This window comes from Vibrio sp. CJQ_6 (assembly GCF_043106745.1).
GTDB classification, from domain to species: domain Bacteria; phylum Pseudomonadota; class Gammaproteobacteria; order Enterobacterales; family Vibrionaceae; genus Vibrio; species Vibrio furnissii.
This window is the reverse complement of the sequence record NZ_JBICMV010000008.1, coordinates 412476-435755: the sequence shown is the minus strand read 5'-3', so window position 1 is coordinate 435755 and position 23280 is coordinate 412476. Positions and strand designations below refer to the sequence as shown.

Annotated in this window: 19 protein-coding genes; 12 read left to right on the top strand and 7 right to left on the bottom strand. The window is 53.5% G+C overall.

What is annotated here, in order from left to right:
- Positions 1-54: 54 nt before the first annotated feature.
- Positions 55-1686, bottom strand: a complete 1632-nt coding sequence (locus ACF8PK_RS04275) for a DEAD/DEAH box helicase (RefSeq protein ID WP_392440210.1) — start codon at positions 1684-1686, stop codon at positions 55-57.
- Positions 1687-2093: 407 nt separating this feature from the next.
- Between ACF8PK_RS04275 and ACF8PK_RS04270 the strand changes: the two genes are divergently transcribed.
- The 6 genes from ACF8PK_RS04270 (at position 2094) to ACF8PK_RS04245 (ending at position 10748) form a co-directional block, all read left to right on the top strand.
- The gene (locus ACF8PK_RS04270) at positions 2094-3209 is read left to right on the top strand and encodes a glycosyltransferase family 9 protein (RefSeq protein ID WP_392440208.1); all 1116 of its coding nucleotides are present in this window, start codon (positions 2094-2096) and stop codon (positions 3207-3209) included.
- A 234-nt stretch (positions 3210-3443) separates the two neighbouring features.
- The gene (locus tag ACF8PK_RS04265) at positions 3444-3833 is read left to right on the top strand and encodes a hypothetical protein (protein ID WP_392440206.1); all 390 of its coding nucleotides are present in this window, start codon (positions 3444-3446) and stop codon (positions 3831-3833) included.
- A 100-nt stretch (positions 3834-3933) separates the two neighbouring features.
- Positions 3934-5316 (top strand): TolC family protein, encoded by a 1383-nt coding sequence (locus ACF8PK_RS04260; protein WP_392440204.1) that lies wholly within the window; start codon positions 3934-3936, stop codon positions 5314-5316.
- Between the two features lie 9 nt (positions 5317-5325).
- Complete coding sequence (locus ACF8PK_RS04255) at positions 5326-7044, top strand: efflux RND transporter periplasmic adaptor subunit (protein WP_392440202.1); 1719 nt, start codon at positions 5326-5328, stop codon at positions 7042-7044.
- Positions 7041-10184 (top strand): efflux RND transporter permease subunit, encoded by a 3144-nt coding sequence (locus ACF8PK_RS04250; RefSeq protein WP_392440200.1) that lies wholly within the window; start codon positions 7041-7043, stop codon positions 10182-10184. Before ACF8PK_RS04255 ends, ACF8PK_RS04250 begins: the two co-directional genes overlap by 4 nt.
- A 3-nt stretch (positions 10185-10187) precedes the next feature.
- Complete coding sequence (locus ACF8PK_RS04245) at positions 10188-10748, top strand: cupredoxin family protein (RefSeq protein WP_392440199.1); 561 nt, start codon at positions 10188-10190, stop codon at positions 10746-10748.
- 106 nt (positions 10749-10854) lie between these two features.
- Here the strand turns inward: ACF8PK_RS04245 and ACF8PK_RS04240 are convergent, their stop codons facing one another.
- The 4 genes from ACF8PK_RS04240 to ACF8PK_RS04225 all read right to left on the bottom strand — a co-directional run bounded on the left by ACF8PK_RS04240 (position 10855) and on the right by ACF8PK_RS04225 (position 13164).
- The gene (locus ACF8PK_RS04240; RefSeq protein WP_392440197.1) at positions 10855-11211 is read right to left on the bottom strand and encodes a hypothetical protein; all 357 of its coding nucleotides are present in this window, start codon (positions 11209-11211) and stop codon (positions 10855-10857) included.
- Positions 11212-11272: 61 nt separating this feature from the next.
- On the bottom strand, positions 11273-11722 hold the full coding sequence (locus tag ACF8PK_RS04235; protein ID WP_392440195.1) for a GNAT family N-acetyltransferase: 450 nt from the start codon (positions 11720-11722) through the stop codon (positions 11273-11275).
- 72 nt (positions 11723-11794) lie between these two features.
- Positions 11795-12610, bottom strand: a complete 816-nt coding sequence (locus tag ACF8PK_RS04230) for a helix-turn-helix transcriptional regulator (RefSeq protein ID WP_392440193.1) — start codon at positions 12608-12610, stop codon at positions 11795-11797.
- Positions 12611-12627: 17 nt separating this feature from the next.
- Positions 12628-13164: a YbhB/YbcL family Raf kinase inhibitor-like protein gene (locus tag ACF8PK_RS04225; RefSeq protein ID WP_392440191.1), complete on the bottom strand. Its 537-nt coding sequence runs from the start codon at positions 13162-13164 to the stop codon at positions 12628-12630.
- Between the two features lie 283 nt (positions 13165-13447).
- On the opposite strand from ACF8PK_RS04225, the gene ACF8PK_RS04220 reads away from it, so the two are divergent.
- The 3 genes from ACF8PK_RS04220 to ACF8PK_RS04210 all read left to right on the top strand — a co-directional run bounded on the left by ACF8PK_RS04220 (position 13448) and on the right by ACF8PK_RS04210 (position 18121).
- A complete protein-coding gene (locus ACF8PK_RS04220) occupies positions 13448-14425 on the top strand; it encodes an NAD(P)-dependent oxidoreductase (RefSeq protein ID WP_392440189.1) in 978 nt (325 codons plus the stop codon).
- Positions 14426-14452: 27 nt separating this feature from the next.
- Positions 14453-17080: an aconitate hydratase AcnA gene (gene acnA, locus ACF8PK_RS04215; RefSeq protein WP_392440187.1), complete on the top strand. Its 2628-nt coding sequence runs from the start codon at positions 14453-14455 to the stop codon at positions 17078-17080.
- A gap of 117 nt (positions 17081-17197) precedes the next feature.
- A complete protein-coding gene (locus ACF8PK_RS04210; RefSeq protein WP_222791448.1) occupies positions 17198-18121 on the top strand; it encodes a GntR family transcriptional regulator in 924 nt (307 codons plus the stop codon).
- An 18-nt stretch (positions 18122-18139) separates the two neighbouring features.
- Here ACF8PK_RS04210 and ACF8PK_RS04205 read toward each other — a convergent pair whose 3' ends face one another.
- Entirely contained in the window at positions 18140-18715 is a 576-nt protein-coding gene (locus ACF8PK_RS04205) for a TetR/AcrR family transcriptional regulator (protein ID WP_392440185.1), read from the bottom strand.
- A 79-nt stretch (positions 18716-18794) separates the two neighbouring features.
- Here ACF8PK_RS04205 and ACF8PK_RS04200 point away from each other — a divergent pair, with 79 nt between their 5' ends.
- Together ACF8PK_RS04200 and ACF8PK_RS04195 are read left to right on the top strand one after the other, a co-directional pair.
- The gene (locus tag ACF8PK_RS04200; RefSeq protein ID WP_238529591.1) at positions 18795-19658 is read left to right on the top strand and encodes an alpha/beta fold hydrolase; all 864 of its coding nucleotides are present in this window, start codon (positions 18795-18797) and stop codon (positions 19656-19658) included.
- Positions 19659-19877: 219 nt separating this feature from the next.
- The gene (locus tag ACF8PK_RS04195) at positions 19878-21407 is read left to right on the top strand and encodes an alpha/beta hydrolase (protein ID WP_392440182.1); all 1530 of its coding nucleotides are present in this window, start codon (positions 19878-19880) and stop codon (positions 21405-21407) included.
- Here the strand turns inward: ACF8PK_RS04195 and ACF8PK_RS04190 are convergent.
- Positions 21391-22158 (bottom strand): AraC family transcriptional regulator, encoded by a 768-nt coding sequence (locus ACF8PK_RS04190; RefSeq protein ID WP_238824485.1) that lies wholly within the window; start codon positions 22156-22158, stop codon positions 21391-21393. The genes ACF8PK_RS04195 and ACF8PK_RS04190 overlap by 17 nt on opposite strands.
- Positions 22159-22344: 186 nt before the next feature.
- Between ACF8PK_RS04190 and ACF8PK_RS04185 the strand changes: the two genes are divergently transcribed.
- A complete protein-coding gene (locus ACF8PK_RS04185) occupies positions 22345-23247 on the top strand; it encodes an ABC transporter substrate-binding protein (RefSeq protein WP_392440180.1) in 903 nt (300 codons plus the stop codon).
- Positions 23248-23280 lie beyond the last annotated feature (33 nt).

Here is a 23280-nt window from a genome sequence, read left to right as displayed (position 1 = left end):
TAAAACGCCAGATCATCACGATCTGGCGTTTTTTATTGCGAGCAAAGCGTTCAATTAACGATTGGCATCTGCATTTTGACGGGCACGTGGCGCGCCGCCATTTTGATTTTGGCCATTGCGGCTTTGACCATTGCCGCGGCTTTGGCTATTGCTGCGGTTTTGACTATTGCGGCTTGGGCTACGGCTGTTTGAGTTCTCGTTGTTCCCTTTGTTCGCACTGTTGCCGTTGCGTGGTTGATGACGCTTTGGTTTGTTCGCTGCTGTGCCCGCGTTTTGCTCGCTGGCTTTACCGTTTCGAGCGCCGCTGCGCGGTTTGGATGTCGCCCCCTCAGGCTGATCGCTCTTGGCTGGCGCTCGGCCTTGGCGCGCCTCACCTTGACGAGATGGCTTAGACTTACCGCCCGCGTTTTGATTTGGCTTTCGGCCTTGCGAGGCCGGCTTTTCGCCTTGTGCATGGCGTTCGCCCTGCACTGCTGGTTTTTTCGGTTTCTTCGGTTTTTTCGGTTTTTTCGGTTTGATTGGGCGAGTGTCCAGTTTTGATTCTGGCACAGCGTTGGTCGGCTTAAAGCCGTCCAGTTCTGCGCGCGGCAAGACTTGCTGAATCAAACGTTCAATGCCAAACAGATCCGGCGCTTCTACAGCACACACCAAAGAGATCGCGCGACCTGCTTCACCCGCACGGCCCGTACGGCCAATGCGGTGCACATAATCTTCCGCTATGTTTGGCAGCTCAAAGTTCACCACTTGAGGCAGTTGTGGAATGTCGATGCCGCGCGCCGCGATGTCGGTCGCAACCAACACGCGCAATTCGCCCGATTTAAATTCGGCCAAAGCTGTCGTACGTGCGCCCTGGCTCTTGTTGCCATGAATCGCCGCCGCTTTAATGCCTTCTTCATTCAAAAATGCGGCCAGCTTATTCGCGCCGCGTTTGGTACGGGTAAACACCAGCACTTGCTGCCAATTGCCGTCTTTGATGAGTTTCACCAACATCGGCGCTTTCTTTTTCACGTCGGCTGGGTAAACACACTGCTCGACCGTTTTCGCAGTAGAGTTCGCTGGGCTCACCGAGATTTCCACCGGATCGTTCACCAAGCCTTTGGCCAGCGCACGAATTTCATCGGAGAACGTGGCGGAGAACAGCAGGTTCTGACGGTTTTTCGGCAGCAGCTCAAGAATCTTACGAATGTCGCGAATAAAGCCCATGTCCAACATGCGGTCCGCTTCATCAAGCACCAGCACTTCCAGTTGATCAAACTTCACCGCATTCTGGTTGTACAAGTCCATCAAACGACCTGGCGTTGCAACCAGCACATCGGCACCTTTTCGCAGACGCAGCATTTGTGGGTTGATCTTCACGCCACCAAACACCACCGCGCTGCTCAGTGGCAGGTGACGGCTGTAGGTAAATACGCACTCTTGTACCTGAGCGGCTAGCTCACGCGTTGGGGTCAGAATCAACGCACGCACCTGATTAGCACGCACACGAGGGCCACCCGTTAAACGCTCCAGAATCGGCAACGTAAATCCGGCGGTTTTACCTGTTCCGGTCTGTGCTGCTGCCATCACATCTTTGCCTTGCAGCACAGCGGGGATCGCTTGTGCCTGAATTGGAGAAGGTGTTTCGTACCCTTTTTCCTTGATGGCTTGAAGGATTGGCGCAGATAGACCTAACGAGGTAAAACCCATAGTTGATTCTCAATAGTTAATAGAACGGTGGATCGTCGCAGAATGCGACTCCAAAAGTCCGGCATTCTGAATCTTTTAAGCCTTGGGTTCAACCAGTAATTGCAAACTCCCGCCGCCCCACGCAGCCATGCAATTTATCTGACTGATTTTACTCAAAAAATGAAACCATCGCCGCCATACCCCGAATTGTCGCCACATTCATCCCAGCGACATAAAACATCGTCATCTTAAGCATATGTTAAGTCACGCGCCCTATGATGAATATCACTGAAGTCATACGGCGAATGTATCGAGGCAAATGTGTCGAGGCAGATGTATCGAAGCATCCGAATAAGCGGCTCATCAGAATGAATGATGATTCGACCTAGGCGACAAATCGGTGTTTGGCAAACGAAATAGAGAGGGCAATGATGATGCAACTGGTCGGTGAGAACCCAAAACTGCGAATCAAAAATTACTTACGTAAATTCGATCGCTACCGTAAAAACAAAATGACCCACGTGGCCAACCTGCTGCTGTCGGTACTCGGAAACACCCGTGACGCGCAACCTGAGTTAGTCGCGGCCAACGACGTCAAACAAATTTTGATTGTGCGCAGCAACGACCGCGTCGGCAACACGGTATTTTTGATTCCGTTCATTCGTCAGGTTCAGCACCACTATCCACAAGCCAAGATCACGTTACTGCTCAACAAACCATGGCAACAAACGCTCTTTGCCCATATGGGCATCGAGACGTTCGCGTTTGCCAACCTGTCGTTTTCCAGCCTGCCGGAATGCATCGCATCGCTGCGTGGTTTGCGACAACAGGTCTTTGATCTTTGCCTGTCGCCAAGCACATCGGCGCAATCGTCGATTTTGTGCGCCTTGATGAGCGCGCGCAATAAAGTGGCTGCCACCAGCCGTTACGATGCTGCATTCACCCACACGTTCCCCGTTCGTAAAGCCTATAGCCACGCGGCACTGTGTAACCTCAGCTTACTGCCGCAAATTCACTCATCAGCACAACAGGCCTCCCAGTGGAACAGCCATCAACTGAGCATCAGCACGGACGAGTGCCACGCCGGGTTGGAAACCAAAACCATGCTCGCACCGGACGATTCGCTGTGTCTGGCATTTTTCCGCGGCGCACGCGGCGACAAAAAGTTAACCGATGTTGAATGGCTGAACGTTTTGCGCCAGTTTGAACGCGCCCATCACCAACCGATCACGTGGATCGAAGTAATGGGCCCAGAAATTGAAGCGCCGCTGTGTCGTGATATTCAAACCTATCGCAGCAAAAGCTTGCGTGAACTGGCCTGTTTCCTGCGCCATGCCGACGGCTTCATCAGTTGCGACACCGGCCCGCTGCACCTCGCCGATGCCGCCGGAGCCAGTTGTATTGGCCTATACACCCACACCGATCCTGCGGTGTACGGTTTGCTGGGAGAACGCTGTTTCCATATCACCGACCTCGAACACATCGACGCGGCGACCATATTGCATACGTTAGAAGCTGCCAAAGTCCTACCGCAAGCGGCGTAAGGGAGGCTGCACGATACGTTTGTCTGAACGATGTGTCTGAACGATGCATCTGAACAAAGCGTCACCGCCCACCATGTTCCTGAGAAAAAGCAGCCGTCCTCGCTGCTTTTTCGTCAAGAATCTCCACCTCGTTATACCGTCATCTGAGAAACAGGCTTGACCTTCCCCTAGGGGGAAGCTTTATAGTCGCTGCACTTTTTATGTCATTGCCCTTTTTACATGCGCTTAAACTTCATGACGACACTCGGAATCACACTGTTGGCATTAGCTTCGCTGCTGATGTCCGGCTTTGTTGCTGGTTCGCCCGCCATGAATGTGACCCTCAGCAAGCACATGGCAATGCCACCTGTGATGTCGATGCCCCATCGCGTCAGCGCCAATTGCACCGATAACTCAAACGCAAAGCAGCCCTACACCCAACATGCCCACGCCAGCGCCTCATGCGATGTCAGTCATGACATGAAGCACAGTTGCTGCGATACCACCTGCACCAACACGTTGGCGTTGATGGCATGTCTTGCGCCAATCCCATCGCGGATCAGCACGCAAACCCAATACCACGCCATCAGTGCCGGTGATGTCATTCACCGCACGCAAACCCTGTATCGGCCCCCCAGCGCTTAAATCCCAACTTTCGAACCTCGGTTTCCGCCTCGACGAACAGTTAACCGTTAACTGCTAACAGGCGGAGAGATTCTCGTGCGCGTCACGCGCTCAGTTGTGGATGAACAACGTGAAATTAAAACCATGCCTTTTGGCGCTGTCTATCAGCGCTGCGGCTTGGGTGAACACGATGGCGATGGCGAGTGAAACCTCGCCTGCCAGCCCATCACCTCAGCCTGCACAGGCGTTGTCTCAATTGATTGAGACGGCGCTGTCGAACGACGGCATTCGTCGTCAGTATTACGCACAAGCGCAAGCGATGCGCGAAACGGGTCGTGCCAGTGCGACCTTAATGGACCCCAAACTCAAAGTGGGCGTCACTGGTCTGCCCGTCGACAGCTTCCAATTCGATGACGATGCGATGACCAACCTGTCCGTCGGCTTGATGCAGCAGTTTGAGCGCGGTGACACGCTCGATCTGCAACACAAAAAAGCCACCCAACAGGCACAAGGCGTCGACCTTCAAGTCGTCGGTCGCGAGCTGGACGTCGCCAACGCGCTGACTCAATTGTGGCTTGAACTAGGCTATCAGCAGGTGGCGCAAACCATTTTGTTGGAAAATCGCAGCCTGATGAATGAGATGGTCAATTTCATTCAAACCAATTACGCGATTGGCAAAAGCGAAGCGCAAGATCTGCTCAATGCACAGCTGCAAGTCTCACGCCTAGACGAGAAGCTGCAGGCAAACGCGCAGATGCAGCAGCGCCTGACCGCGCAGCTCTCCGAATGGCTCGGCTCAGACTGGCTGCTTTCAGCCCATCGCCTTCAGGCATCGAACCAGTTGCCGTGGCCTAAGCTGGAGCAAACCCTCAACCACCCGTCGACCGACAACGCCTATTACACCGACCTCAGCCGTCATCCGGTGGTGCGCATGGCAGACGCCGCCATCGCCGCCAATCGCACGCAGGTCGATATTGCGCGCGAAGCCTACTCGCCGCAGTTTGGCGTGGAAGTGATGTATGCCTATCGCCAAGCCAACAACATGCGCGGCGAACCCGCATCGGATTTGGTCAGCGCCTATCTGACCCTCGACATTCCGATGTTTACCGGCAACCGCCAAGACCGCAACCTCGCGGCAGCGCAGTATCAGGTTGGCGCGGCGCAGTCGCAAAAAGACACCTTGCTCCGTCAGATGAACGCCAAAGTGAATGCACTGCGCGTCGATCGCGACAACCTCGCTCAGCGTCTGGCACGTTTTGACTCGACCTTGCTACCGCAAGCCAAAGCGCGCGTGCAGGCTACCGAGCGCGGCTATCAGAACAATACCGCGCAGTTTAACGACGTGATTTCGGCCAGTACGGATGAATTGGCGTTGCAGCTTGAATATCAGCGCCTGCTCACCGATCGCAATCTGGTCAACAACAACCTCGCGGCGCTGCTCAGCAGTTACGAATACCACGTCAGTCCGCCGCAGCTCTCCACGTCAACCGCCGAGCAGGAATAAGGTCACATCATGAAAAACAGTCATATTGCAATCATCGCGCTGGCCATCGGCGCAGCTCTGGGCGTAGGTGTCCAAACGTATCTCACGGGCATGAACGCCGAACATAACGCCATGAACAACACCATGAACAGCGCCGCCAGTGAAGGCAGCAAAGAACCGTTGTATTGGGTAGCGCCCATGGACCCAAACTACAAACGCGATAAACCGGGTAAATCACCCATGGGGATGGATTTGATTCCGGTGTATGCCGAACAAACCGCGAGCCAGAAACCGGGCACGGTCACCATCGACCCGTCGGTGGAAAACAACCTAGGCGTCAAAACCGCCCAAGCCGTGCGCGAGCCGCTGTCACCCAGCATTGAAACCGTGGGCTACATCGCCTTTGATGAGAGCCGTTTATGGCAAACCAACGTGCGCGTGGCAGGCTGGGTCGAGAAGCTCTACGTCAACGCGGTCGGCGATCGCGTGCGTAAAGATGACGTACTCTTCACCCTCTACTCTCCCGAGCTAGTGAAAGCGCAGGAAGAGTTGCTCAACGCCTATCGCACCGGACGCAGCGCTTTGGTGAAAGGAGCGACCGAGCGCTTGGTGACACTCGGCGTCGACCGCGCGCAGATTCAAGCCATTCTCAAACGCGGCAAAGCCTCGTCGTCTGTCGACATCAAAGCCAAAGCCGATGGCATCATCGCCAGCTTGAATATTCGTGAAGGCGGCTATCTCTCGCCAGCACAAGCGGTGATCAGTGCCGGCCCGCTGGAGAATGTGTGGGTCGATGCCGAAGTGTTTGAGCGCCAGTCACACTGGGTGACCGCGGGCAGTCAAGCGATGATGACGCTGGATGCAATGCCGGGGCGCGAATGGCAGGGTGAAGTCGATTACGTCTACCCGATTCTCGACCCGCAAACCCGCACCCTGCGCATGCGCTTGAAATTCCCGAACCCGCAGGGCGAACTCAAACCCAACATGTTCGCCAACATCTCGCTGCAACCGGTCACGGAAGAAGCGGTATTAACCATTCCCAAGTCAGCGGTGATTCATTCCGGTGGCATGAGCCGCGTAGTGCTGGCCGAAGGCAACGGCCAGTATCGCTCAGCGCGCATTGATGTCGGCCGTGAAGCGGGCGATCGCATTGAGGTACGCCACGGGCTCAATGAACAAAGCCGCGTGGTCACTTCAGCGCACTTCCTGCTCGATTCAGAATCGAGTCAAACGGCCGACTTGTCGCGCATCGATGGCCTGCAAGCCGCCAGCGACATGATTTGGGCCAAAGGTGAAGTCACCGATGTGATGGAAAAAACGCGCATGCTGACCATCAGCCACCAGCCTGTCGCGGCACTGAACTGGCCGGGCATGACGATGAACTTTACCCTCGCCAGCAACATCAACGTGGCACCGTTCAAGCGCGGACAGGCGATTGAGTTCGCGCTCAAAAAAGGCGATGACGGCCAATATCAAGTGGTCGATTACCGCATCGGTGACACCGTCATTCCCGGCGAGCTGTGGCTGACCGGTGACATCAGCATGCTGATGGCCGATTTTGGCATGATCACCCTCAAACACTTGCCCGTTGCCGAGTGGCGCTGGGATGCGGGCGAAATGAATTTCAGTGTCGGCGATGAGGTGGATCTTAGTGGGCTGAAGGAAGGTCAGCCGGTTCGGTTTCTAGTGCAGAAAAATGGCACCGATTATGTGCTGAAAGCGATTGAACGCCGCGGAGGTCAATCATGATCAACGCCATCATTCGCTGGTCGCTGCACAACCGCTTTCTGGTGTTGGTCGCGACGATTGCGCTCATCGCGGGCGGCCTGTTCAGCGTGAAGCAAACGCCGGTCGACGCGATTCCCGATCTCTCCGATGTGCAGGTGATCATCAAAACCAGCTACCCCGGCCAAGCGCCGCAGGTGGTGGAAGATCAGGTCACCTACCCGCTCACCACTGCGATGCTGGCCGTGCCCGGCGCAGTGACGGTGCGCGGTTATTCGTTCTTTGGTGATTCGTACGTGTACATCATCTTTAACGACAAAACTGATATGTACTGGGCGCGTTCGCGGGTCCTTGAATATCTCAGCCAAGTAGCGCCCAAACTGCCTGCCAACGCCAAGCCGACGCTCGGCCCCGACGCCACAGGCGTGGGTTGGGTCTACAGCTACGTGCTGCAAGACAAAACCGGACAACACGATTTGGCGCAGCTGCGTAGCCTACAAGACTGGTTCCTCAAGTATGAGCTGCAAACCGTGGCTGGGGTGTCAGAAGTTGCGACCGTGGGCGGCATGGTCAAGCAGTATCAAATCCAGATTGATCCCGCTAAGTTGCGCGCCTACAACCTGACGCTACAACAGGTCAACGCCGCCATTCAAAACGGGAATCAGGAAACGGGCGCCTCGGTGATTGAAGTGGCCGAAGCCGAACACATGGTGCGCACCACCGGTTACCTGACCGGGATTGAAGACATTCAATCGCTGCCGCTCAAAGTGACCAGCAAAGGCACGCCGCTGCTGTTGGGCGATATTGCCGACATTACCTTGGGGCCACAAATGCGCCGCGGGATTTCGGAACTCAATGGTGAAGGGGAAGCTGTCGGCGGCGTCATCGTGATGCGCTATGGCGAGAACGCCAGCCAAGTGATTGCCAACGTCAAAGCCAAGTTGGACAGCCTGCAAGGCAGTTTGCCCAGCGGAGTGGAAATTGTACCGACTTACGATCGCTCCACACTGATCAATTCTGCGGTCGAGAACCTATGGAAGAAGCTGGCGGAAGAGTTCATCGTGGTCGCCATCGTCTGCGCGCTGTTCCTGTTCCATATGCGGTCATCACTGGTGATTGCGCTCAGCCTGCCCGTCGGCATTCTGTCGGCGTTTATCGTCATGCACTGGCAAGGCATCAATGCCAACATCATGTCATTGGGCGGCATCGCGATTGCCATTGGCGCCATGGTCGACGGTGCGATTGTGATGATCGAAAACGTCCACAAGCACATCGAGCGCACGCCGCTGACCGATAAAAACCGCTGGCAAGTGATTGGCGATGCGGCGCAAGAAGTCGGCCCACCGCTGTTCTTCTCGCTGATCATCATCACCCTCAGCTTTGTGCCAGTGTTTGCGTTGGAAGGTCAGGAAGGCAAGATGTTCTCGCCGCTCGCCTTCACCAAAACTTACGCCATGGCGGCGTCGGCGGGGCTTGCCATCACGCTGGTGCCGGTGCTGATGGGCTATTTCATTCGCGGGAACATACTGCCCGAGCACAAAAACCCGGTGAACAAGGCCTTAGTGAGCTTGTACCGCCCGCTGCTCAACCTCAGCCTGCGTTACCCAAAAACCGTGATTGCGGTGGCAGTGGCGTTGATGGCATCGGCCTACTACCCGACCAGCCAACTCGGCAGTGAATTCATCCCGCCATTGGATGAAGGCGATTTGATGTACATGCCGACCACTTATCCGGGCATCTCGATTGGGAAAGCGCGCGAGCTGTTGCAGCAAACCAACAAGCTGATCAAAACCGTGCCGGAGGTGAACACCGTGTGGGGCAAAATCGGCCGCGCCGAAACTGCAACGGATCCCGCACCGCTGACCATGATCGAAACGGTGATCCAACTGAAACCACGCAGCGAATGGCGTGAGGGCGTCACCCCAGCATCGCTGCGTAAAGAGTTCGACAATCTGGTGCAGTTTCCCGGCCTCACCAATGCGTGGGTCATGCCGATCAAAACGCGCATCGACATGTTGGCGACCGGGATCAAAACCCCGATTGGCATCAAAATCGTCGGGCCGGAACTGGCGACCATCGAACGCATTGGCGCTGAGCTGGAGCCGATTTTGAACCACATTCAGGGCACTTCGTCGGTGTATGCCGAACGTGTGGCTGGCGGCCGTTATGTCACGGTCGACATCAAACGCCGCGCGGCGGCGCGTTACGGGCTGAATATCAAAGACGTGCAGCAAGTGATAGCCACGGCGGTCGGCGGCATGAATGTGGGCGAAACCATTGAAGGGCTGGAACGTTACCCGATCAACGTGCGCTACCCGCAGGATTACCGCGATTCCGTGGTCAAACTGCAAAACCTGCCCTTGGTGACGCCCAACGGCGCTCGCATTGCACTCGCCGATGTGGCCGACGTGCGTTACGAAGATGGCCCACCAATGATCAAAACCGAGAATGCTCGCCCCAATGGCTGGGTGTTTGTCGACATCGACGGGCGCGATCTCGGCTCCTACGTGGTCGAAGCGCAGCGCGTGGTGGCCGATCAACTCAAGTTGCCAGCGGGGTATTCACTGACGTGGTCAGGGCAATATGAATACATGGAGCGCGCCAAAGATCGCCTCAGTGTGGTGGTGCCCATCACGCTCACCATCATCATGCTGCTGCTCTACTTCAGCTTCCGCCGGGTGGGAGAAGTGCTGATCATCATGGCGACATTGCCGCTTGCGATGGTCGGCGGCTTATGGCTGATGTATTCGCTCGACTATCACCTGTCGATCGCCGTCGGCGTGGGCTTTATTGCGCTGGCTGGTGTCGCGGTCGAGATTGGCGTCATCATGCTGGTGTACCTCAATCAAGCTTGGCATTACACCAAACTCAAGGCTCAAGAACGCCAAACAAACCTGACACGGCAAGACCTCAACGACGCCATTCGCGAAGGCGCCGGGCTGCGCGTGCGCCCGGTCATGATGACCGTGATGACTGTCATCATCGGCCTCATTCCGATTATGTACGGCGAAGGCACTGGTTCTGAAGTGATGCAGCGCATCGCCGCGCCCATGATTGGCGGCATGGCATCGGCATTGCTGCTGACGCTGCTGGTACTGCCCGCCATTTTTAAGCTGTGGAAACAGCGTGAAACACAACCCACACCAACCACTGAAAAGGAATAACTCATGAAAATCACTGTATTGGCTTTGGCACTAAGCCTCACTTCCCCACTAGCGCTAGCCGACATGACGCACGGCGACAACCAGCAATCCGGCATGGATCACAGCATGATGGCAACCGGTTCGATGTCGCATGAGAGCATGTCGAACCCAGGTATGGACCACGCTGGCATGATGAACATGGGCGAGATGTCGGACGTTGGCATGCCAGCCGCCGGGTCTAAACCGAGCAAAGTGGTGTATGTGATGCTCTCTGATGACATGAAAATCACCTTCAAAAAAGAGGTCACGATCGAGCCCAATGACGTGGTGCAATTTGTGGTGATGAATACCGGCAAAATCGACCATGAATTCTCCATCGGCTCTGCCAAAGAACAACTGGCCCACCGAGATATGATGCGCACCATGAGTGGCCAACACATGCATGATTCCGGCAGCACGGTGACCGTACAACCGGGCAAGGCCAAGCAATTGACCTGGCATTTCCAAGGCGATAACCACGTCGAGTTCGCCTGCAACATTCCCGGCCACGCCGAAGCGGGCATGGTGAAAAAAGTAACGCTGTAAACATCGCAACCTGCGATTGAAACACAAAAAAACGCACCAATGGGTGCGTTTTTTCTTTCCATATCAAATAGTTTTCGTCACCGCGCGTATCGTCTATCCAGTGAGATCACAGCTCGCCGTTAATGTCGCGTTCGTCCGGGAACAGGTATTCCATGTTGATTTGGCCTTCGGGGCTGAGGGTAAAGCGAATGTGGTCGTGGCCGATGCCGGACTGATTGATATCCGAACACCCCAAAAACAGCTCCCAATCGTAGCTGTATTCGATTTGATAGCGGTTCTCCGCCAAATGATGCACCGACTGAATCTCGATGCCGTTGACGTTGTGCGCCATGTTATCGATGTAGGAGAGATCAGGGATCAACTTGTCCTGAAAGGTGTTTTTGTTGGCGATGAGGAAATCTTTCAGCGCGTCGCACAGCGCCGGGCCATGTTCCATCGGTTGAGATAAGGGAGTAAAAATCACGTTTTGTTCTCCAGTTGAAATCGGGCAGGTTCAGTCAATAGAAAGACGATTGAATACAAAGTCAGTTTAAATCCAACGACAAACGCAGCATGTCTTGATGCTGAATGCCCTGTTCGAAAATCGGCTCCGGATAGTGCTTGAGAAAGTGCTCTTTGAGCACGCCATCCACCCGAAAACCGAGCCGTTGATAATAGGTCAGTTGATAGCCAAAAGTGCCCGTGCCCAGCTCAACACGCTGCACGTTGCTATTTTTCAGCTCATGCAACGCAAACCGCAGCAGCTCAGAACCGATTCCCTGCTGCTGAAATGGCGCAGCGACCGACACATTGAAAATCTCAGCGGTGGTCTCATCCAGCGCTTTCACCACGCACGCGCCAATCACGGCGCCGTGGTGCGTGACGGCAAAACACCACGCGTCCTGCAAATACGTTGCGATGTTTTGCGGCGACGGATCGGCTTCCAACAGCAGTGACATCGGAATGTCATCGGGTTCAACACGTAAGTATTGCATGAGGCCTCAAATCAATGGTCGACAGGAAAAGTTCCCAACCGCGAGCATATGCAGCGGCGTGAATCTTACACTTTACTGCAATCGGCTGGAGACGGCACTCGTTTCATGGCCATCAAGTGTTTTGACATACCCTTTGGGCGAAATACCAAACTTATCTTTAAAGCGCTGGCTAAAGCGGCCTTCCGACTGATACCCACACAGGCTTGCGATCATTGCGACGTTGTTGTGCCCTTCTTGCATTAAACGAAGGGCATGATTCAAACGCACTTCAGCCAGCACTTCTCGATACTGAACGCCCTCTTGGCGCAGTTTTCGAATCATGGTAGCGCGGCTCATCGCAAAGTGGCGGGCCACATCGTCCAGCAAGTGGTCGTGACTGGGCGACTGCGACAAATAGCGACTGAGTTTTTGAGTCAGTGAATCTTGCGATGTGGCAAAGAGGTGATGCAATGCGCCGCGCTCTGCCAATTGCTGATACAAGCCCAGCACCCAATATTGCTGGGTTTCGGCGCTCAACGCTTGGCGGTCAAACGCATAGAGCGCATTAAGCGTGTCACGCAGGGCAGCATCGTGAGAGAGCATGAATGAGGAGCCTTGCTCGGCGGCATTGCGCTGGCTCAATTCAAGCATGGCGGGCGACGGCGCGCAGAAAAAACTGAACATGCGCGATGAAAACCGCCCTTTGTGGGGCATGTTTTCAAAACTCAGCGACATGCCTGAGCTGCACAGCAACAGTTGAGTCGCGCCCAGTTCACTCGGTTCATCCTGCCAAAAGAGTCGTTTACTGCCCGCCGTTATTTGAATCAGACTCGGAGAATGGATGCGAACATTACGCAGCGGTTGCTGCTGTCCGGCACGAAATACGGTGACCTGATACTGATGATTCATCCATTCCCTCGCAGAATTTATTGACGCGTATACGTGGCGGTCAGTCTGGCTTTACCCAGCGCCATGCTGTTGAGGGTGAAACCAAATACGGCAGGCGGCGTGTTGGCATCCAATTGCAGTGATGCTTGCGGCAGCGCCCACACGGTAAATTGATAACGGTGCATGCCGTCGTTGACTGGCGGACAAGCGCCACCAAAGCTTGCGACACCATAATCGATACGCGCTTCTTTACCACCCAGTTTTGCGATATTGACACCGCGCGGCACGGCATTCACCGACGCCGGAATATCAAACGCAATCCAGTGCCAGAAGCCACTTTCTGTCGGAGCATCCGGGTCATAGGCAGTGATGGCAAAGCTTTTGGTGCCTGCTGGCGCATCGCTCCACATCAGTTGGGGTGACAGGTTTCCGCCATCGCATCCCCACCCGGCGTACTCAAAAGTTTTCGCCATCGGGTGACCTTCCTGAATGTCGTTGCTGGTCAATTGAAAGGCCTGCGCGGAACCCGCGGCCAATAGGCTGACGGTCATGATGCTATTGATGAAAAATTTCATTGCTGTTCTCCTTCGTTGGTCTGATTCAGTGTAAGCATGCATCACGACGATTACCGACCTGAAAGTATCAAACAAACATAACAATCAGCAATATTTGATACTTAATGATAAATCAGAAATATCCGCCTAAGCCCAACTTCCCCTGACTCATCACTTTCATATTTTCTCTATTGCATTTTTGTTATAAAAAATGCAAACATTGCACTTTAATGATGAAAAATGCAATTAAGCAGGCTAATCAGGGTCCGTGTCGACTCGTAGATCAAGAAATAAGGAATATTTCATGTCCCCGACCAAAACCATCGCGCTGCTCTACAAGAACAGCTCAAGTATTCCACCTCAAATCATTGAGGCGATGAAACAGCGAACTCCCACGGGCTTTACATTGGAAATTTGCGATGCTCAAACTTCTGATGACCGGCGCCGAGCAATACTGAAAGATGCCGAGTTCGTCATGGTTTATAGCGTGCAACTCGATGACTATGATGTGCTTGGAGCCGTCAAACTGGTTCAGTTGTTAAGCGCAGGCTCAGATCTGCTTGATGTCGGGAAATTCCGCCAACTCGATATCCCTGTTGCCAATAACGGTAGCGTCAATTCCTGGACCGTCGCTGAACATACGGTACTGCTGATGCTCGGCCTGCTGAGAAAATTGCCGTTACATCACAACAGCATGCAGCATGGTATCTGGCTGGGACACCAGCATGCGCTGAGTATGCGCGAGCTACGAGGCAAACAGGTGGGCATTATCGGCTTCGGCCACATTGGCCAGTCGGTGGCCCAAATTGTTGCGGGTTTTCAGGGAAATGTATGCTATTACTCGCGTAGCCAAGCGCCTCTAGATGTTGAGCAGCAACACAACGCACGATGGATGCCACTCAATGAGTTGCTGCAAACTTCCGACATCATCACCATTCACACACCACTGCTGGAAAGCACCAAATCGCTTCTGAGCTACGACGAATTTCAACAGATGAAACCCAGCTCACTGCTGGTCAACACGGCGCGCGGTGCGATTGTTGATGAATCAGCCTTGGTGCATGCGTTGGACAATCATCTCATCGCTGGCGCTGCGCTCGATACCTTCATCACCGAGCCGCTCGCCAAGGACAACCCGTTTATCGGCAGAGAAAACGTGATTGTGACACCTCATGTCGCAGGAACCTCGATTGATAACTGGGAGAGACGCATTGAATTCTGCTTCTCCAATATTTTGCGTTCACTGCATGGTGAACCGCTACACAGCGTGATCAACCGCTAAGCCGTTACACTGACGATGAGAATCACCATGAAAATCAAACCAATTGTGAACGACTTTCTCTGGGCCGATACGATCTACAAGTATGTCGATCTACCTGCATCATGCGGCGCAGCGCTCGCATCACTGCCCTATGTGCTACGCCTCTTACTGGAAAATGCAGTGCGCCATCATCGCGGAGATGAACAAACGAAACTGATTGAAGCGATTATGGACTGGCGCACTTTGCGAACCAGCCAGAAAGAGATCCCCTACTACCCGGGGCGCGTGTTGATGCACGATACAACCAGCACACCAGCTCTGGTTGATATGGCTGCTCTGCGAGATTGCCTCGCAGAGCAAGGCCTAAACCCGAGCCAGTTGAATCCGCGGTTGCAAGTGGATATCTCAGTTGACCATTCCTTAGCCGTTGAATACTACGCCGAGCCCGATGCGGCGAGAAAGAACCTCAACCTGGAACTGCAACGTAACGCCGAGCGCTATCGCTTTCTGCGCTGGGCTAGCCGAGCGTTTGAGAATGTGCGCATTCATCCGCCGGGGACGGGCATCATGCATACCATTAACATGGAACAGCTCGCCACCATCGTGACGCCGATACAGCAGCACGGATCGGACTGGATAACACCCGATATGATGCTTGGCACTGATAGTCACACACCGATGGTAAATGGCCTTGGTGTTTTGGGCTGGGGTGTGGGCGGATTAGAAGCTCAAAGCGCCATGTTTGGTATTCCGACCATGTTGCGTATTCCGGACATCGTCGGCGTAAAATTAACGGGAGAGCTAGGCGACACCGTGCAAGCCACGGATCTGGCTTTGGTGGTCACCCAACGCTTACGCGCTTTAGGCGTGACCGGAGAGTTTGTAGAGTTTTACGGCCCGGGGGTTTCTACACTGACTGCGGATGACCGCTGCGTGATCGCCAACATGGCTCCGGAATATGGGGCCACAACCGGTTACTTTGCGGTGGACCAACAGACACTGGATTACCTGCGCAAAACTGACCGTCCTCAGCAGCACATTGACCTCATTGAACGGTATTGCAAGAATAACGGGCTGTGGTTCGATCCATGCGCCACGCCGTACTTCACCAGAAGTATTGAGATCGATCTGACCCAAATTGCAATGCATGTCGCGGGACCGAAACGACCGCAGGATCTTCTCAACTACCATGACATCCCCGCCGCATTAGCGCTTTATCATTCAAGCACTCACCTTTCAGGAGAGTTACCTCACTTCCCGGTAGCGGTCGCGGCAATCACCAGTTGTACCAACACTTCTCACCCTTCGCTGCTCATCGCTGCCGGTTTGCTGGCTCGCAATGCCAACCGCTATGGATTAAAAATCCCGCACTGGGTGAAAACCTCACTGGCTCCTGGCTCACCAGCGGCGAAACAATATTTGCAGCGATCACATCTCTTGGAAGAGATGGCAGAGTTGGGATTTGACATTGTCGGATACGGATGTTCGACCTGCATCGGGAACTCCGGGCCGTTGCCGCTCGTGATTAATCACGCTCAGAAAGAGGAGCGAATTCATCCTGTGGCGGCTATTTCGGGCAATCGTAATTTCCCCGGTCGAATCCATCCCGATTTGGAACTGGGCTTTCTCATGTCACCCGCACTGGTGGTCGCAACGGCAATTGCAGGCGATGCGCAGAAAAACCTGATGACGGAGCCTTTGCAGTTAGACTCCCAAGGTCGCGCCATTTATCTCGCCGATATTTGGCCAAGTCGACAAGAGATTGCGGACACCGTCAATGCGGCGCTGGATGCCAAGGACTTTAGTACTGAGTTTGAAAAAGCCAGTGTTCAGCCCGGTTGGGAACAATTGAGCGTGGATCACTCCCCACTTTTCCCTTGGGATGAGAGCTCCACCACGATTCGTCGCCCACCTTTTGTCAGCCCTGATATCAAGAGCGCATTGGGGAACTACAGCGCTTATCCGCTGATGGTATTCGGTGATGACGTCACGACGGATCACATCTCTCCTGCGAGTGCGATTCCACCAGACAGTTACATTGCCGATTTTCTGGTCAATCAAGGCGAAGATCGCGCGGATCTGAACGTTTTTGCCTCACGAAGGGGCAATTGGCAGGTGATGATGCGCGCTGCTTTCTTTAGCAAAAGCCTTGAAAACAGGCTCCAACCCGGCATGCCCGTCGGGCACACACTGCATGCCCCCAGCGGAGAGATACACCCAATCTGGATTGCTGCGCATCACTATCAGCAACAAAGCCAACCGACCGTCATTGTGGCTGGAGAGCGCTACGGCATGGGTTCATCGAGAGACTGGGCCGCCAAAGGACAAAAGCTGCTGAACGTGAAGGCCGTGTTAGCGGTCAGTTTTGAACGCATCCATCGTTCCAATCTCATTGGCATGGGCATTCTGCCACTGGTCATCTCAAAGCATGATTTCGACGCGTTGTCGTTGCAACCGGGAGATAAAATTGAAATTAAAGCGTTACCAGAACTGATTAAACCTCAGGCGAACATTTCGGTCTTCGTTCAGCGTCATACAGAACATCAATCAGGATTTGCTATGACCGCTCAAGCCGCTGTTGAAACACAATTAGAAGCGGATTTGCTGCGCGTGGGCGGTGTTTTCCAACATATATTAGGCCAGTGTTCGCCAGCTCATCGCGAAAAAACAGAATAGGCAATCGAGTAAAACAGCCCACATTTACCCGCCTACCCCAGATGGCGTCTGAATTGCGGTTCAGCCCTGTCTGGGGTATCTTTAGCGACCAAAATCATCGAAAAAACCGTAACCTAAATGTCAGAAGAATTTACCGTTCCAGCTCAGATCATCGAGTTTATCTTCAAGCAGAAACTGACGGAGGGCGCCCATCTCTCGGCGCAGGTTTTGGCTGATCATTTTTCTCTCTCTCGCACACCAGTCACTAAGGCGCTGGCAGTGCTCGAACAAAAAGGAGTGGTTTGCCGCCAACCGAACAAAGGTTACTTTCTCTGCGTCTCATTGAAAGAACCATTGGAGAGTGTTCTCGTCGATCTGGATATCAAGCGGGAAGACTTGCTGGATAACGTTTATTTCCAAATCGCCGAAGACCGACTTCAGGGTTTACTCGGCAACGAATTCTCCGAACAACAAATCAAAAAGCGTTACAGTTTGACCGCCTCTCAACTGCAAAGCGTGTTAAGTCGAATATCCGAAGAAGGCTGGGCCAGCAAAAAGCCCGGATACGGCTGGGTATTTTCACCTATGTTGACCACACCAGACAGCCTGCTACAAACCTATCGATTGAGACTGGCATTAGAACCCGCAGCTCTACTTGAACCGGGCTATCATATCGAGCAATCAGTAATCGAACGTTGTCGCGAAGTAGAAACGCAGATTTTAAGTCAAGGGATTGATGACCTTAGTATTGAGCAACTCCATCAACGCGGCGTCAATTTCCATCTTGCTTTAGTTGAAGCGTCTGGCAACCCTTTCTTCATCGATACATTGCACAGGATTCACCGAGTGCGTCGTTTGCTGTCTTATCGTTCGATGCAGGACAGACAGCGTTATCATGCGCACGCGCAGCAACATCTGGAGATTCTCAACTTACTCGAACAAAAACGGAATGTTGAGGCATCAGAGGTACTGAGAAAACATCTGGAGCACACAATTAAAAACGTTTCCCAAATCAGTCATTTGTTAACCAAGAAACAGCGCACAAACGCCCTTAAATCGTAGCCCAAACAGCCTTTCCCTTTACGCCGCTTCCATCAGTTTCGGCAGACAATCCACGATCGCGTCTAGCGGGAAAATACTCTGGTGCGCTCGGCACAGAACCACGGCGCCTTCAATGCTGGCGATGATGCCCAGCGCGCGACTTTGCGCCGATGATTCCGCGTGGCCTTGCGCCATCAAGTGCGCCGCAATCAATGTCTGCCACTGACTGAACACCTGCGATACCGCCGCTTTCACCGCTTCACCTTCTTCTGCCTGCGGCGCTTCAATGGCTGCAGCCACAATCGGACAACCGGAACGAAACTGGGACTTTTTGAGGCGTTCCCTCCACTGAGCAACAAAAATGCGCAGACCATGTTGAGGGTCTGATTCAAGGCAAGCACGCAACTGCGCAGCAGCTTGTTCACCCGCCCAAACAATGGCTTCGGTCACAATTTGCTGTTTTCCTCCCGGGAAATTGTGATACGTCGACCCCAGCGGCGCCCCCGCAAATTTTGTCACTTCACGAATGCTGATCCCACGTAAACCGTGCAATGCTAACATCGCCGCAGCGGCCTCAATCACCCCTTGGCGTCCTTTTTCGCTACTTTTGGTCATGTGTTACACCCTTGTTATAACAATCGTCATAAGATAACATGCAGAACACAATTAAGACACTCGTTATAATAAGGAGATTATGATGAACCCAACGTCGTTTTTCACCGATGATCATTACCGGATCGGCGGCCAGTTATTCACGGCAACTGGCCCTCTTCAGGGACGCATTGTTGTGGCGGGCGCAACCGGTGTTCCGCAGGGCTTCTATCGCCGCTTCGCTCAGTTTGCGAGTGGGCAAGGATTTGAAACATTGACGTTTGATTACCGCGGTATCGGAGAATCAAAACCCGACACGTTGAAAGGCTTTGACATGGATTTGCTCGACTGGGGCAAACGGGACTTGGCCGCTGCGGTCGAGTTCATGAGTCAAGACGATGTGCCGCTGTTTGTGATTGGCCACTCTTACGGCGGACACGCATTTGGTCTACTGCCCAATCACCATAAAGTCGCCGGATTCTACGTGTATGGCACGGGGGCGGGTTGGCATGGGTACATGCCGCTGTCTGAGCAAATCAAAGTGCTGACTATGTGGCATGTGGTGCTGCCCGCGCTGACGTGGTGGAAAGGCTATTGCGCCTGGAACCGACTGGGCATGGGTGAAGATCTTCCCAAGCAGGCGTTCCATCAGTGGCGCTACTGGTGCCGTTTCCGTCATTACTTTTTTGATGATCCCGACATGGCAGGCATAGAAACCCTTTATCAGTCGGTGCGCACGCCGATCGTGGCAGCCAATGCGCTTGATGATCGATGGGCGATGCCTGAATCTCGCGATGCTTTCGTCAAACATTACAGTCATGCATCTGTCACCCGCGTGGATCTCTCCCCAAACCTGTTCGGCGGCAAAATCGGTCACATGGGCTATTTTCGCAAAAGCGCCGAACCTTTATGGCAAGTCACGCTCGACTGGTTCAAAACCCTTGCAGCGGAGCAAAAAGCAGCATGATGGTGTCGAATATTGTTCTGCATCACCTTAAATGACTCCTCACACAATTTGTATGAGACAAGGAGCGACATTGACCATTTCTTACTTCATGAGCTTAGAACACCGACACGCAATCATCACTGGACGGATAAAACCCAAAGATGATAGAACAGTCTCGCGCGTCGCACGTTCAGACTTAGGGTCAGTTCATGCGTCTCTTTTAGTCCAATGGCGGTCATCATGCAGCACAGTTTCACCTTCATCACGCATTCTCAATGGCAACACACCATCGATACCCCACGCTATTTTCGTGGTTCGATTCGCTGTGAACAGGCGTTAGATGCCGTTGTCGTGACCAATAGCGCAGGCGAAATTGTCCACCACCTGATCACGCGTGGTGCCAGAGAGGCCGAGATTTTTTGGCAGGTGCAGCACGCCGATGACTACACGTTTCATTTCACATCCCAATCGAATGTGCCGACCACCGTGACGCTCGAACTGCGGGCATTAGCATTGAAATCCGACCAAAGCGTGTTGTTCGAGGAAAACATCATCAGCACGCAATTGGCCAAGACGGCACAGCAAATCGCGCATCATGACACACAAGCGGAAGCGAACTTTTGGGCCAAGGTCGCCAGCACAGGCACACCGTTGGTTGAAGCGGATGAGGATGGACAAACCGTGGTGACGTTTCTCTATCAGGGGGATGCATCGACCCACAATGTGATGGTGATTGGCACGCCATATGACGGGCAAGCGTATCTGACTCGGCTTGCGAGCAGTGACATCTGGTTTAAAAGTTATGTGCTACCACGCAGTAGCCGATTGTCTTACCACTTGGCGGTCAACGTGCCGCAATTAGCGGAAGACGACTGGATTGAACAGTACTTTGCGGCGTACTCGACCCTGATGCTTGATCCTCAGAATCCACATCCCACGTTTGGGGATGATCAATCGCAGTTTGGCGCCGCCTCGACAATGACGTTGCCCGACGCGCCCTCTGATTCCCTGACCCACAACCATCACGCTCCCCAAGGACGTATCGAAACGCTAAACTATGCCAGCGATCAATTGGGGAACTCGCGCGTAGTGCGTATTTACCACCCCCACCCCGTTTACACGCCGCACGAGACTTCCCCGTTGCTATTGATGTTTGATGGCAACGACTATCTGACCAAAGTGCCCACGCCATTGATATTGGATAATATGATCGCGCAAGGCATCATCGAACCCATTCGCGCCGTGTTGATTGATCCACCCACCCCCAAACTGCGAGCGCAAGAACTCACCCCCAATGCCGCCTACGCAACATTTCTCGCCACCGAGTTAATGCCTTGGTTGTGTGAACATCTGGCGATTCATCCGACGGCTGAAAACACCATTTTGTGTGGTTCAAGTTTTGGTGGCTTGGCGGCGATGCACATTGCGTTTCAATACCCCAACCAGTTTGGCAAGGTGCTTTCTCAATCCGGCTCGTTTTGGTGGTCGCCAGATCAGGCAACGCCAGCGTCATCAGAGGCGTCCCCTTGGTTTGCCGAACAAGTCTCCCAATCGCCACCACACGCCATCGATATCTATATGAACGCGGGCTTGTTTGAAATTAACCCCGCCTCTCATGAAATTCTGGAAAACAATCGAACACTAGCGGACATACTGCAACACCAAGGGTATGCCACCACTTTTGAAACCATCGCGTGTGGCCACGATTATTTCAGCTGGCGCGTCACCTTGGCCCACGGGCTCGCAGCCCTACTCAATCCAACACGCTGAGCTGACGCCTTTCATGGGCGAGCGCTTTGGCTTGAAATTTACCCGGCGTTTCACCAAAGCGCTGACGAAATGCTTCAATGTAAGCACTCACATTACTGTAGCCGCTACGCTCCGCCACTTCGGCGATCGCCATGCCTTCTTGGATCAACGTCAGCGACGTCACGATCTTTGACTGTTGCCGCCATTGGCTAAACGTCAACCCTGTTTGTTTAGTGAAGATTCGGCTTAAGGTTCGCACACTCACGCCCCATTGCGAGGCGAGCTGCTCTTGAGTTAAATCACTCGATGGCGATTTCATCAGTTCATCGGCAATGTTGCGCGCCCGTCGGTCGGACGGCAGAGGCAACCCCAAAGGCAGTTCTTCCAACTGCTCAATGTCATACGCCAATAGCGCCAATAAATGCGCCATATAATTCGGCGGGGAATTCGTCCCATCAAGTTGACGAATGCGTTCAAGCAATGCGCTAAGAAATGCATTCATGCCATACACCCCGGGCTCCGACGGAAAACCATCGAGGTCGGAATAATCCAAATTGAGCACATACGCTTGAACGGAAGAGAAGATCTTCACCTTGTGGGAACACGCTTTGGGCGTCCACCCCACCGAGCCCGGTGTGATCACCCATTGTGCCTTTCCGGTTTCCACATTGATGATGCCGTTTTTTAGCCAATACAGTTGACCCCAAGAGTGCTCATGCCAAGGCGTCTCTTGCGTTTGGGTAAGATTGAGTGAGTCGATCTTGATAATCATGGCCGATGAACCGTATTAAATGTCAATATAACGATAATAATATCACCAATGAATCATGTACATTCCTTCCATAACGCTCAAAGATGAGAATGAGATGCATCTCTAGAATAAAGCGATGCCCTCACACAGCACACGGCGTCGCCAAATTTTATCGATCCGCTCACCCAAATTGAAAGGCTCCTGCACATGTCGCGCTTCAACCCCATGTTTTTTCTGTTCATTGCGACCTTGATTTTTCCACGTTGGGGAAACGCGGCGAATGTGGCTCCATCTAGCTCTCATTCCTTCGCAGAAAAACGCGTCATTGCGCTCACGTGGTCATCCGCCGAAGCCTTGTTAGCGCTGGGGGTTACCCCCGTTGGTGTGGCCGACCCGCAAGGCTATCGCGACTGGGTTCAATGGCCGTCCATGCCCAACACCGTCATCAACGTCGGCACACGTTCGGAGCCAAATCTGGAGCTGATCCATACACTCAAACCGGATTTGATTGTGGCAGGCCCCGCTCTTCATGACATCTTGAGCGCCACAGTGGATGCCAATGTGCTCATTCTTGATACCTTTCGAGCCGACCATGCCAATAGCAAGGCGATTGATGAAGACTTCCTTAAGCTGGCACACGCCATCGGGAAAACCAAGCAAGCCGAACACGTGTTGCAGCAACGCGCACAGGCGATCCAAGGTTGGAAGCAACAACTTGAACAACATTTTTCCGGCCATCTCCCGAAAGTCACCATTGTGCACTTTTTAAGTACCACCACTGCGGCAGTCTATGGGCAAAACTCCTCTGTCGAGTATGCGTTGACCCAATTGGGTATCGATGCCGCGATGCCGACATCTTCAACCGCTTGGGGACAGACGCCATTACCGATCCAGCAGTTAACCGCCATCGGTTCCCATGTGCTCATCTACATTCGGCCATTTACAGACGAGAAAAAACTCTTTTCCAGCATCCTGTGGCAGCACATGCCCTTCGTAAAGCAAAACCACTTTCTCGCCATCGAACCCAGTTGGACGTTTGGCAGCGCGCTCTCCATTGAACGCTTAGCCCAAGTCACCGCACAAGCGCTGCTTACCCTAGACACGCCCTAGCACCATTTGGCCCAAGTACCTTCTTGATTAAAA